Source organism: Rhizobium sp. R635 (assembly GCF_002211285.1).
Lineage (GTDB): Bacteria > Pseudomonadota > Alphaproteobacteria > Rhizobiales > Rhizobiaceae > Rhizobium.
The window spans coordinates 102,481-115,194 of record NZ_LOKX01000037.1 but is presented as its reverse complement, the minus strand read 5'-3'; the positions used below and the strand labels follow the sequence as shown (position 1 = coordinate 115,194).

At 61.7% G+C, this 12,714-nt stretch carries 12 protein-coding genes; all 12 read right to left on the bottom strand.

Going from position 1 to position 12,714, the window contains the following annotated elements; translation table 11 throughout:
- Positions 1-2: 2 nt before the first annotated feature.
- Positions 3-767 carry a biotin--[acetyl-CoA-carboxylase] ligase gene (locus tag ATY78_RS27525; RefSeq protein ID WP_088685452.1) on the bottom strand — a complete coding sequence of 255 codons (765 nt, stop codon included), beginning with the start codon at positions 765-767 and terminating at the stop codon, positions 3-5.
- The gene (gene nuoN, locus ATY78_RS27520) at positions 767-2,212 is read right to left on the bottom strand and encodes an NADH-quinone oxidoreductase subunit NuoN (protein ID WP_088685451.1); all 1,446 of its coding nucleotides are present in this window, start codon (positions 2,210-2,212) and stop codon (positions 767-769) included. Before nuoN ends, ATY78_RS27525 begins: the two co-directional genes overlap by 1 nt.
- 18 nt (positions 2,213-2,230) lie before the next feature.
- On the bottom strand, positions 2,231-3,742 hold the full coding sequence (locus tag ATY78_RS27515) for an NADH-quinone oxidoreductase subunit M (protein WP_088685450.1): 1,512 nt from the start codon (positions 3,740-3,742) through the stop codon (positions 2,231-2,233).
- Positions 3,742-5,739, bottom strand: coding sequence for an NADH-quinone oxidoreductase subunit L (gene nuoL, locus ATY78_RS27510; RefSeq protein ID WP_088685449.1), 1,998 nt, complete (start codon positions 5,737-5,739; stop codon positions 3,742-3,744). Before nuoL ends, ATY78_RS27515 begins: the two co-directional genes overlap by 1 nt.
- A 7-nt stretch (positions 5,740-5,746) precedes the next feature.
- The gene (gene nuoK, locus ATY78_RS27505) at positions 5,747-6,055 is read right to left on the bottom strand and encodes an NADH-quinone oxidoreductase subunit NuoK (RefSeq protein ID WP_010066755.1); all 309 of its coding nucleotides are present in this window, start codon (positions 6,053-6,055) and stop codon (positions 5,747-5,749) included.
- Between the two features lie 23 nt (positions 6,056-6,078).
- A complete protein-coding gene (locus tag ATY78_RS27500; RefSeq protein WP_088685448.1) occupies positions 6,079-6,693 on the bottom strand; it encodes an NADH-quinone oxidoreductase subunit J in 615 nt (204 codons plus the stop codon).
- Between the two features lie 144 nt (positions 6,694-6,837).
- Entirely contained in the window at positions 6,838-7,329 is a 492-nt protein-coding gene (nuoI, locus tag ATY78_RS27495) for an NADH-quinone oxidoreductase subunit NuoI (protein ID WP_017959943.1), read from the bottom strand.
- A 40-nt stretch (positions 7,330-7,369) separates the two neighbouring features.
- Positions 7,370-8,413: an NADH-quinone oxidoreductase subunit NuoH gene (gene nuoH / locus ATY78_RS27490; protein ID WP_085736875.1), complete on the bottom strand. Its 1,044-nt coding sequence runs from the start codon at positions 8,411-8,413 to the stop codon at positions 7,370-7,372.
- A 12-nt stretch (positions 8,414-8,425) separates the two neighbouring features.
- Positions 8,426-10,507, bottom strand: coding sequence for an NADH-quinone oxidoreductase subunit NuoG (nuoG, locus tag ATY78_RS27485; protein ID WP_088685447.1), 2,082 nt, complete (start codon positions 10,505-10,507; stop codon positions 8,426-8,428).
- Positions 10,488-10,730, bottom strand: coding sequence for a hypothetical protein (locus ATY78_RS28370; RefSeq protein ID WP_141105683.1), 243 nt, complete (start codon positions 10,728-10,730; stop codon positions 10,488-10,490). Before ATY78_RS28370 ends, nuoG begins: the two co-directional genes overlap by 20 nt.
- A 1-nt stretch (position 10,731) precedes the next feature.
- Positions 10,732-11,400 (bottom strand): 5' DNA nuclease, encoded by a 669-nt coding sequence (locus ATY78_RS27480; RefSeq protein WP_088685446.1) that lies wholly within the window; start codon positions 11,398-11,400, stop codon positions 10,732-10,734.
- 2 nt (positions 11,401-11,402) lie between these two features.
- Positions 11,403-12,707, bottom strand: coding sequence for an NADH-quinone oxidoreductase subunit NuoF (gene nuoF / locus ATY78_RS27475; RefSeq protein ID WP_003558451.1), 1,305 nt, complete (start codon positions 12,705-12,707; stop codon positions 11,403-11,405).
- Positions 12,708-12,714: the final 7 nt, after the last annotated feature.

Here is a 12,714-nt window from a genome sequence, read left to right as displayed (position 1 = left end):
CGCTATCCAAAAAACACATCACCGGCGGCAATGGACATCATCCTGCCAGCGCCGGTATCGAGCATCAACAAGCCATTATCATCAATCCCGGCGAATTGTCCGGAAATCGACCGGTCCGGTAAATTGACCGTGATCTTTTCGCCGACGCCGCAGGCGATGGCGCGCCAAAGCTCCGTAATCGCGCCGATGCCGCGTCCCTCATCCCATATATCGAGCACATCGGCCATCGCGGCGAAGAGGTGGGCGAAGAGTTCCTCCGGCGAAGCCGCACTCCCCTGCTCGCGCAGGCAGGTGACGGGATAGAGCGGATTATCGGGCATCACCGAGACATTGACGCCGATGCCGACGATCAGCGCATAACGCCCATCCGGCAGTCCCTCGCCTTCGACGAGGATGCCGCAGGTCTTCTTCCGACCGATGAGAATATCGTTCGGCCATTTGACCTCGAGCGGCTCGGCGCCGGGTGGCAGCACCTGGCGGATCGCCTGGTGTACGGCGACGGCGACTGCCAGCGGCAAAGAGCCGAGGCGCTCCATCGGCGCCGGATCGATGAGAAGAAGAGAGGCGTAGAGATTGCCGGGTTCGGAAACCCAAAGCCTGCCCCGGCGGCCGCGGCCGCCGGTTTGCCTGCCGGCGGTTATCCAGAGGTTTCCGCCATCGCCCGCCCGAGCCCGGGCGAGGCATTCGCTGTTGGTGGACGATGTTTCCGACAGAGCCTCATGCCTGATATCGCCGAGCGATATCCGGCGCCGTCCGTCGGAGGCCATCAGAAGAGCGTCGCGGCGGCAAGCTCTGCCGCGCCGCCGATCGGGCCGCCGATGAGAACATAGGCGGTGACGAAGAGGCCGGAGAGACCGAAGACCAGGCGCAACGCGCCGGAGACACGCGCGAATTCGCCGGTGGCCTCATCGAACCACATCAGCTTGATGACGCGCAGGTAGTAATAGGCGCCGACGACCGAGGCGAGAACGCCGATGATGGCGAGCGCATAGAGCTTTGCCTCGATCGCGGCGACGAAGACGAAATACTTCGCGAAGAAGCCGGCAAGCGGCGGGATGCCGGCAAGCGAGAACATCAGCGCCGTCAGCACCACGGCCATGAACGGGTTCGTGGTAGACAGGCCGGCGAGATCGTTGACATTCTCGACCATCGTGCCGTCCTTGCGGCGCATCGACATGATGATCGCAAAGGTACCGAGCGTCATGATCATGTAGATGACCATGTAAAGCATGACGCCGGAGACACCGGTCTGGTTGCCGGCGGCAAGACCGACAAGCGCATAGCCCATATGGCCGATCGAGGAATAAGCCATCAGTCGCTTGATGTTCTTCTGGCCGATCGCGGCAAAGGAGCCGAGCAGCATCGAGGCGATCGAGATGAAGACGACGACCTGCTGCCAGTCCGCCAGCACCGGCTGGAAGGCGGTGATGACAATGCGGGTCATCATCGCCATGGCAGCGACCTTGGGAGCTGCCGCGAAGAAAGCGGTGACCGGGGTCGGCGCACCTTCGTAAACATCAGGCGTCCACATGTGGAAGGGAACGGCCGAAATCTTGAAAGCGATGCCGGCGAGAATGAAGACCAGGCCGAAGACGAGGCCGAGCGAACGCGCGCCCTCGACGGAAAGCGCCTGGGCGATTTCGGAGAAGTGGGTGTGGCCGGTGAAGCCATAGACCAGCGACATGCCATAGAGCAGCATGCCCGAGGACAGTGCACCGAGGACGAAATATTTCAGGCCGGCTTCGGTCGACTTCAGGCTGTCGCGGTTGATGGCAGCGACGACGTAGAGCGCCAGCGACTGGAGTTCCAGCGCGAGATAGAGCGAGATCAGGTCGTTGGCCGAAATCATCAGCAGGATGCCGAGGGTCGCGAGCACCAAGAGAACCGGGAACTCGAATTTGTCGAGCTGGTTTTCGCGTGCGTGACCGATCGTCATGAACAGGGCGACCAGCGAACCGATCAGCGCCACCAGTTTCATGAAGCGCGAGAAGCCATCGGCCATGTAGACGCCGCCGAAGGCAAGGCCTTCCGCCGGCACGAAGAGCAGCCACAGGCCGGAAGCCAGGAACAGGACGATGGCAAGGCCGGTGACGACGGGGCCCGACCGCTCGCCCGAGAAGACGCCGACCATCAACAGGACAAGGGCGCCGACCGCGAGGATGAGCTCCGGCGCGGAAAGATGCAGACTGAGGAGAATTGTTTCAGCGGTCATGTCCGATAAGTCCCGTCATCATTTCATAGACAGCGCAACATTCTGCGCTGCGTGCACGGCGGCCGTGTAGTTGTTGACCAGCAGATCCACCGAGGCGGCCGTCGCATCGAAGACCGGAGCCGGGTAAACGCCGAAGAAGATGGTCAGTGCGACCAGCGGATAGAGGATCAGCTGCTCACGCGGCGAAAGATCGAGCAATGCCTTCAGCTTTTCCTTCTCCAGCGCGCCGAAGATCACCCGGCGATAGAGCCAGAGCGCGTAGGCGGCCGAGAGGATGACGCCGGTGGCAGCAAAGAGCGCAACCCAGGTATTGACCCGGAAGACGCCGATCAGCGTGAGGAATTCGCCGATGAAGCCCGACGTGCCGGGAAGCCCGACATTGGCCATGGTGAAGACCATCATCGCCACGGCATATTTCGGCATGTTGTTGACGAGGCCGCCATAGGCGTTGATCTCGCGGGTGTGGGTGCGGTCGTAGACGACGCCGACGCAGAGGAAGAGCGCGCCGGAGACAATGCCGTGCGACAGCATCTGGAAGATCGAGCCCTGAACGCCCTGCATGTTGGCGGCGAAAATGCCCATGGTCACATAGCCCATGTGCGCCACCGAGGAATAGGCGATCAGCTTCTTGATGTCGTCCTGCATCATCGCCACCAGGGAGGTGTAGATGATGGCGATGACGGACAAGGCGAAGACGAACGGCGCGAAATAATCGGAGGCAACGGGGAACATGCCGAGCGAGAAGCGGATGAGACCGTAGCCGCCGAGCTTCAGCAACACGCCGGCCAGGATCACTGAGCCTGCCGTCGGCGCCTGAACGTGGGCATCCGGAAGCCAGGTATGGACCGGCCACATCGGCATCTTCACCGCGAAGGAGGCGAAGAAGGCGAGCCACAACCAGGTCTGCATCGCCGGCGGGAACTTGTAGGCGAGCAGCGCGGTGATGTCGGTCGTGCCGGCCTGCCAGTACATCGCCATGATGGCGAGCAGCATCAGCACCGAGCCGAGCAGAGTGTAGAGGAAGAACTTGTAGCTCGCGTAGACGCGGTCCTTGCCGCCCCAGACGCCGATGATCAGGAACATCGGAATGAGGCCCGCCTCGAAGAAGACGTAGAAGAGCACGATATCGAGCGAGACGAAGACGCCGATCATCATCGTTTCGAGGATGAGGAAGGCGATCATGTATTCCTTCAGGCGCTTCTCGATCGAGAGCCAGCTCGCCAGCACGCAGAAGGGCATGAGGAAGGTCGAGAGGATGACGAACAGCATCGAGATGCCGTCGACGCCGACATGGTAGCCGATGCCGGTGCCGAGCCAATTGTGCTTCTCGATCATCTGGAAGCCCGGATTGGCATTGTCGAAGCTGGTCCAGATGAAAAGCGAGACGACGAAGGTAAAGACCGTCGTGATCAGCGAGATCCACAGCACGTTCTTGCGGCCGCTTTCACTCTCGCCGTTCATCAGCAACAGGAGCACGACACCGACGAGCGGCAGGAAGGTGACCGTTGAAAGAATAGGCCAATCGGTCATCAGAAGGAACTCCCGAGCATCATCCAGGTAACGAGCGCCGCAATGCCGATCAGCATGGCGAAGGCGTAGTGATAGAGGTAACCGGTCTGCAGGCGGACCACGCGGTCGGTGACGGCGACGACGCGGGCGGCCACGCCGTTCGGGCCGTACGTATCGATGACGCCCACATCACCCTTCTTCCACAGGAAGCGGCCGAGAGCTCGCGCGGTACGGACGAAGAGGAAGTCGTAAAGTTCGTCGAAGTACCACTTGTTCAGCAGGAACTGATAGAGCACGCGATGCTGCTGCGCGAGGATGCGCGGCGTCTGCGGCGAGCGGATATACATGTACCAGGCAATGACGAAGCCGAGCACCATGGAAATGAAGGGGCTCAGAGCCACGAGCGCCGGAACGTGGTGGAACTCTTCGACGAGCTCGTTCTCGGCACCGGTGAAGAGAGCGCCCTTCCAGAACTCCGCGTATTCCTCGCCGTAGAAGCGGCCTTCGAACAGGAAGCCGGCCACGATCGCGCCGATGGCGAGGATGTAGAGCGGAACCAGCATGACCTGGGGCGACTCGTGAACGTGATGCATGACCTCGTGCGAAGCGCGCGGCTTGCCGAAGAAGGTCATGAAGATCAGGCGCCAGGAATAGAAGCTCGTGAACAGAGCCGCGATGACCAGCAGCGAGAAGGCAAAGCCCGCAACCGGCGAGTGCGATGCATAGGTCGCCTCGATGATCACGTCCTTGGAGAAGAAGCCGGCAAAACCGATCGGCGTGAAGGGAATGCCGACGCCGGTGATCGCCAGCGTGCCGATGATCATCATCCAGAAAGTCACCTTGATGTGCGGCCGCAGGCCACCCATGTAGCGCATGTCCTGCTCGCCATCGACAGCGTGGATGACCGAGCCGGCGCAAAGGAAGAGCAGCGCCTTGAAGAAGGCATGCGTGAAGAGATGGAAGATCGCCGCGCCATAGGCCCCTACCCCGAGCGCCACGAACATGTAGCCGAGCTGCGAGCAGGTGGAATAGGCGATGACACGCTTGATGTCGTTCTGCACGAGGCCGACGGTTGCCGCGAAGAAGGCGGTGATCGCGCCGATCACGGTGACGACCGTAAGCGCATCGTGCGACAGTTCGAAGAGCGGCGACATGCGGGCAACGAGGAAGACGCCGGCAGTAACCATCGTAGCCGCATGGATGAGAGCCGAGACCGGGGTCGGGCCTTCCATGGCGTCAGGCAGCCAGGTGTGGAGCAGGAACTGCGCCGACTTGCCCATCGCACCCATGAAGAGCAGCAGGCAGATGCCGGTCAGCGCATGCGCCTTGTCGAGCTGCATGCCGAAGAGATTGAGGATCGCTTCGCCGGCCTCGCCGCCTTCATGCGGGGCGAAGTTCGAAGCATTGGCGAAGATCGTGTCGAGATTGATCGAGCCGAACAGCACGAAGACGCCGGCAATGCCGAGCACAAAGCCGAAGTCGCCGACGCGGTTGACGATGAAGGCCTTCATCGCCGCAGCCGTCGCCGACGGCTTCTTGAACCAGAAGCCGATCAGCAGATAGGAGGCGAGACCGACGCCTTCCCAGCCGAAGAACATCTGGGCAAGGTTGTCCGAAGTCACCAGCATCAGCATGGCGAAGGTGAAGAGCGAGAGATAGGCAAAGAAGCGCGGGCGATGCGGATCGGTGTGCATGTAGCCGATCGAATAGACATGCACCAGCGTCGAGACCGTATTGACGACGATCAGCATGACTGACGTGAGCGTATCCACGCGCAGCGACCAGGAGACGTCGATGCCGCCGGACTGGATCCAGCGCAGCACCTCGACCTTGATCGGGCCGCCTTCGAGATGGCCCATGCCGACGTTGAAGAAGACGACCCAGGACAGGATGGCGGCGATGATCATCAGGCCGCTGGTGACATATTCCGAAGCCTTGGCGCCGATCGCGCGGCCGAAAAGGCCGGCGATGATCGCACCGATCAAGGGAAGAAAGACGATAGCCTTATAGAGGAACATGAGCCACTCAGCCCTTCATCATATTGACGTCTTCGACCGCGATCGAGCCGCGGTTGCGGTAGAAGACAACGAGAATTGCAAGACCGATCGCCGCTTCGGCAGCCGCCACCGTCAGGATGAACAGCGCGAAGACCTGGCCGACGATGTCGTTCAGGAAGTGAGAGAAGGCGACCATGTTGATGTTGACGGCAAGCAGGATCAGTTCGACCGACATCAGGATGACGATGACGTTCTTGCGGTTCAGGAAGATGCCGAAGACGCCGAGCGTGAAGAGGATGGCGCTGACCGTCAGGTAGTGGGAAAGTCCGATGACCATGTTCTTTGTTCCTTGACCTGCCTTTAGACGCCCTGCCCGGGCTTGACCGACACCACCTCGACGGCGGTGGCGGGCGTGCGGGCAACCTGCCTGGAGATATTCTGCCGCTTGATGTTGGTGCGGTGCCTCAGCGTCAGAACGATCGCGCCGATCATCGCCACCAGCAGCACCAGGCCGGCAATCTGGAAGAAATAGACGTAGTTGGTGTAAAGCACGTCGCCGAGAGCGGCCGTATTGGTGCGTTCGGCAAGGGCCGGGATCGGCATGGCAACTGATTTGGCGATCTCGGGCGAGATGACGCTGCCGCCGATGACGACGATCAGTTCAGCCGCGAGGATGATCCCTATCAGCGCACCGATCGGCGCATATTCGAGAACGCCGGCGCGAAGCTCGGTGAAATCGATGTCGAGCATCATCACCACGAAGAGGAAGAGAACCGCGACGGCGCCGACATAGACGACGAGCAGGATCATCGCCAGGAATTCGGCGCCGGCCAGCAGGAAGAGGCCGGCCGCATTGAAGAACACCAGGATCAGGAACAGAACCGAGTGAACCGGGTTCTTCGCCCAGATGACCATGAACGCCGACGCTATCGCGACAAAGGCGAAAAGATAGAAAAATAGAGCCTGCAGACCCATGTTGGTGCCTTTTTCATCTTCCCCCGGGCAGCCGGGAGTTTCCCTGCCCGATAGAGCTTTCCGCGGCGCTGGCCGGCAAAGCTCCTGTGCATATTGACCGCGACGAAAGCGCCTTGGCGCCATCGCGGCATTTCAAAATCTCAATCAGCGGTACGGCGAGTCGATCGCGATGTTGCGCGCGATTTCGCGCTCCCACCGGTCTCCGTTATCCAGAAGCCGCGCCTTGTCGAAATAGAGCTCTTCGCGTGTTTCCGTCGCAAATTCGAAATTCGGCCCTTCGACGATCGCGTCGACCGGGCAGGCTTCCTGGCAGAAGCCGCAATAGATGCACTTCACCATGTCGATGTCGTAGCGCACCGTGCGGCGCGTGCCGTCGTTGCGGCGCGGGCCGGCCTCGATGGTGATCGCCTGGGCAGGACAGATCGCCTCGCAGAGCTTGCAGGCGATGCAGCGTTCCTCGCCGTTCGGATAACGGCGCAGCGCATGCTCGCCGCGGAAGCGCGGAGAAACCGGGCCCTTTTCGAAGGGATAGTTGATCGTCGCCTTCTGGCGGAAGAAATAGCGCATCGACAGAAAGAAGGCGCCGACGAATTCCTTGAGAAACAGCGAGTTGATGGAGCCGGACAAGCTTGCCATCTTCAACCTCCAATTTTGCCGGAAACGAGAGCGGACATGATCAAGCCCATCCCATCAGTTTCAGCACGAATGCAACGATGATGACCATGGCGAGCGACAGCGGCAGGAAGACCTTCCAGCCGAGGCGCATGAGCTGGTCGTAGCGGTAACGGGGAACGAAAGCCTTGACCATCGCGAACATGAAGAACACGAAGCAGGCCTTCAGCATGAACCAGATGATGCCGGGGACCCAGTTGAGGATCCAGATATCGACCGGGGGCAGCCAGCCGCCAAGGAAGAGGATCGTCGTCAGCGAGCACATCAGGCAGACGGCCGCATATTCGCCGAGCATGAACATCATGTATGGCGAGGAGCCGTATTCGACCATGAAGCCGGCGACGAGTTCCGATTCGGCTTCCGGAAGGTCGAAAGGCGGACGGTTCGTCTCGGCGAGCGCCGAAATGAAGAAGATGATGAACATCGGGAACAGCGACAGCCAGTGCCAGTCGAGGAACGACGCCGGCAGGCCGAGCATGGTGCCGAGGCCCGTGTGCTGCGCATTGACGATATCCGTCAGGTTCAGCGAGCCGACGCAAAGAAGCACGGTGACGATGACGAAGCCGATCGAGACTTCATAGGAAACCATCTGTGCTGCCGAGCGCAGCGCGCCGAGGAACGGATACTTCGAGTTCGAAGCCCAGCCGCCCATGATGATACCGTAGACCTCGAGCGAGGAAATCGCGAAGATATAGAGAATGCCGACATTGATGTTGGCAATCACCCATCCGTCTGCAAGCGGCACCACCGCCCAGGTCGACAGCGCCAGAAGCACCGTAACCAGCGGAGCCAGCAAGAAGACCGCCTTGTTGGCGCCGGCCGGGATGATCGGCTCCTTGAAGACGAACTTCAGGAGGTCGGCGAAGGACTGGAACAGGCCGAAGGGACCGACGACGTTCGGTCCCCGGCGCAGCTGCACGGCAGCCCAGATCTTGCGGTCCGCGAGCAGCACGTAGGCGATGAAGACGAGCAGGCAGACCAGAAGCAGCAGCGACTGACCGATCATGATGATCGCCGGCCAGACATAGGTCGAAAAGAAAGAATCCATAGTCCCCTGCCCTTACTCTGCCGCGACTTTGAAGTTGTTGCGGGCCAATGCCGAGCACTCGGCCATGACAGCCGAGGCACGCGCTATCGGGTTCGTCAAATAGAAGTCTTTGACCGGCGACGCAAACCCTGACTTGTTCATCTTGCCGGCTTTTTTCGCGACTGCGGCAATTTGGGCGCTATCGGTTTCGGCGATCTCGTCGATGGCGGCAAAATGCGGGAAAGCGGCATAGAGGCGGCCACGCAGTTCATTGAGCGAATCGAAGGGAAGCTTCTTGCCGAGCACGTCCGAAAGAGCGCGGATGATCGCCCAGTCCTCGCGGGCATCGCCCGGCGCGAAGCCTGCGCGGTTGCCCATCTGGACGCGGCCTTCGGTGTTGACCCAGGTGCCGGATTTTTCGGTATAGGCCGCAGCCGGCAGGATGACGTCGGCGTGATGCGCGCCGTTATCGCCATGCGAGCCGATATAGACGGTGAGCTTGGCCTTCTTGGCGGTGAAGTCGAGTTCATCAGCGCCGAGCAGGAAGAGCACGTCCATCGAAGTCAGCATCTCGGCCGCATTGACGCCCTTGGCACCCGGCACGAAGCCGAGGTCGAGGCCGCCGACGCGCGATGCAGCGGTGTGGAGGACGGCGAAGCCGTTCCAGCCTTCGACGACCGCGCCGACCGAACCCGCGAGCTTGGCAGCGCTGGCGAGAACGCCTGCACCGTCACTGCGCGACAGCGCACCCTGGCCGATGATGATCATCGGCTTTGCGGCATTCTTCAGAACATCAGCGAAGGCATGGCCGCCATCGACGAGATCCTTCAGCGTGTCGGGACCGGCGCCGAGGTAGTCATAGCTGTAGCGCAGTTCGCCCGGCTCGCCGATCACGCCGATGGGGAACTTGCCGCGGCGCCAGCGCTTGCGGATACGGGCGTTGAGGATCGCCGCTTCGAAGCGCGGATTGGCGCCGATGATCAGCAGCGCGTCGGCCTGGTCGATGCCCGCGATGGTCGGGTTGAAGAGGTAGCTTGCGCGGCCGAGCGACGGATCGAGTGCCGTCCCATCCTGGCGACAGTCGAGATTGTCAGATCCCAGCGACTTGACCAGTTGGGCGAGCGCATACATTTCCTCGACGGAAGCGAGATCGCCAGCGATCGCGCCGATCTTCTCGCCTGAGGTGGCGCTGACAGCAGCCTTGATGGCGCCGAAGGCCTCGGCCCACGTGGCGGGCTGCAGGCGGCCGTCGCTGCGGACATAGGGCCGGTCGAGGCGCTGGGTCTTCAGTCCGTCCCAGATGAAGCGGCTCTTGTCGGAGATCCACTCTTCGTTGATGGCTTCGTTGACGCGCGGCAGGATGCGCATGACTTCGCGGCCACGGGTATCGACACGGATTGCCGAACCGACGGCATCCATGACGTCGATCGATTCGGTCTTGTTCAATTCCCAGGGGCGCGCCGTGAAGGCGAAGGGCTTGGAGGTGAGCGCGCCGACCGGGCAAAGGTCGACGACGTTGCCCTGCAGTTCGGAGGTCATTGCCTGTTCGAGATAGGTGGTGATTTCAGCATCTTCACCGCGGCCGATCAGGCCGAGTTCGGAGATGCCGGCGACTTCGGTAGTGAAGCGAACGCAGCGCGTGCAGTGAATGCAGCGGTTCATGACCGTCTTGACGAGCGGTCCGATATACTTGTCCTCGACGGCGCGCTTGTCTTCCTGATAGCGCGAGGTGTCGATGCCGAAGGCCATCGCCTGGTCCTGCAGGTCGCATTCGCCGCCCTGGTCACAGATCGGGCAATCGAGCGGATGGTTGATCAGCAGGAACTCCATCACGCCTTCGCGGGCCTTCTTGACCATCGGCGTGTTGGTGAAGACCTCGGGCAGTTCGCCGTTCGGGCCGCCGCGGATGTCGCGCACGCTCATGGCGCAGGAGGCCTGCGGCTTCGGCGGGCCGCCCTTCACTTCGACAAGGCACATGCGGCAATTGCCGGCGACCGACAGGCGCTCGTGGAAGCAGAAGCGCGGAACCTCGGCGCCGGCGTCTTCGCACGCCTGCAACAGCGTGAAATGATCCGGAACTTCGATCTCGTTGCCGTCAATCTTCAGTTTTGCCATCGTCGCTCAGTCCTGTTTCCCGTTTGCCTGAAGACGGCAAACAAACCTGTTTTTGCAACACCATCATTGCCAAGCCGGAGCTTTCGTCCTGCCGGCAGCTGATGTCGCCCAAATTCTCTGTCGCGCATTCCAGACCCGGAACCCGCATCGGCATCTGCAGCTTGAGGCCCCCGCCCGTCCGCCGATCTGCCCGTTTTTCCGGCCGATTGATCCGGCCGGACATTTCATTTCTTCCTGCGGCCCCGCCCTGCCAGAATTTTCGCCTGGCCGGACCAGTCGTCGCGCCCGATACGGCCGTTGAAGCCGAGCTCGGCGTCCAGCCGGGCAACCTCTTCGTCGGTCCAGGCGGCAATCTCGGCGAAGCTGCGAATGCCCCTGGCGTTCAGCACCTGCTCCAACTTCGGGCCGATGCCGGCGATCAGCTTCAGGTCGTCGGCCTTCCCAGTCCGCGCAACCGGCTTTGCCTTCACAGCCGCCTTCGGCTGGCTCGCAGGCACCGGTTCGCTGGCCGGCGTGACCACCGTCAGTTTCGGCCTTGCCTTCTTCTCGACCAGCGGCTTGGCGAAAGCCTTGGCCGCCGGGCGGATATTTTCCGGCCGGATATCGACACCGGGCGCCGGCTCTTCCGGCGGGGTGTCATCGAGAGCGGCGGCAAGCTTGCCTGTCGTTTCCAAGGCGCTCTGGAAAGCCCCGAAAAAGGCGCCGGCCATCTGCGTCGAGAAACCGAAGCCGATCGCGGTTGCGGCGGCAAAGGCTGCGGCGGGATGGGCCATCAGGGGATGCACCGGCATTGCCCGCGCATTTTCCAGCACCTCGGCGGCAAGACGGCCGAAGCCGGCCGCAAATTCGGCAGCCTCTTCCTTCTTCCTGCTGTCGGATGCCTTGTCCGCCATGATTATTCAGCCGCCTCCAGAACCGCGCCGTGATCGAGCGCGCTTGCCGTATACTGGTCGATGCGCTTTTCGATCTCCGGACGGAAGTTACGGATCAGACCCTGCACCGGCCATGCGGCGGCATCGCCGAGCGCGCAGATGGTGTGGCCTTCGATCTGCTTCGTCACCTGGAACAGCATGTCGATTTCGCGCTTCTGGGCATTACCCTTGGCCATGCGCTCCATCACGCGCCACATCCAGCCCGTGCCTTCGCGGCATGGCGTGCACTGGCCGCAGCTCTCATGCTTGAAGAAGGCGGAGATGCGGGCGATCGCCTTGATGACGTCGGTGGACTTGTCCATGACGATCGCGGCGGCTGTGCCGAAGGAGGAGCCGACGCCGCGCAGGCCGTCGAAATCCATCGGGCAGTCGATGATGTCCTTGGCCGGAACGATCGGGCAGGATGCGCCGCCCGGAATGACGGCGAGCAAATTGTCCCAGCCGCCGCGAATGCCGCCGGCATGGCGATCGACCAGTTCGCGGAAGGTGATGCCCATTTCCTCTTCGACCGTGCACGGCTTGTTGACGTGACCGGAGAGCATGAACAGCTTGGTGCCGACATTGTTCGGGCGGCCGATGGCCGAAAACCAGCCGGCGCCGCGGCGCAGGATCGTCGGGGCAACGGCGATCGATTCGACGTTGTTGACGGTCGTCGGGCAGCCGTAGAGGCCCATATTGGCCGGGAACGGCGGCTTCAGACGCGGCTGGCCCTTCTTGCCTTCCAGGCTTTCGAGCAGCGCGGTTTCCTCACCGCAGATATAGGCGCCGGCGCCGTGATGGACGAAGATGTCCATGTCCCAGCCGAGCTTGTTGTTCTTGCCGAGCAAGCCGTAATCATAACATTCGTCGATTGCCGCCTGCAGGGCTTCGCGTTCGCGGATATATTCGCCCCGCACATAGATGTAAGCCGCGTTGGCGCCCATGGCGAAGCTCGCGACGACGCAGCCTTCGATCAGCGTATGCGGATCGTGGCGCATGATGTCACGGTCCTTGCAGGTGCCGGGCTCCGATTCGTCGGCATTGACGACGAGGTAATGCGGGCGTCCGTCGCTTTCCTTCGGCATGAAGGACCATTTGAGGCCAGTGGGGAAGCCGGCGCCGCCGCGGCCGCGAAGGCCCGACGCTTTCATCTCGTTGATGATCCAGTCACGGCCCTTTTCGAGGATCTGCTTGGTGCCGTCCCAGTGGCCGCGGCTCATCGCGCCCTTCAGGGATTTGTCCTTGAGGCCGTAGATGTTGGTAAAGATGCGGTCTTTATCTTGTAACATGCTTCAC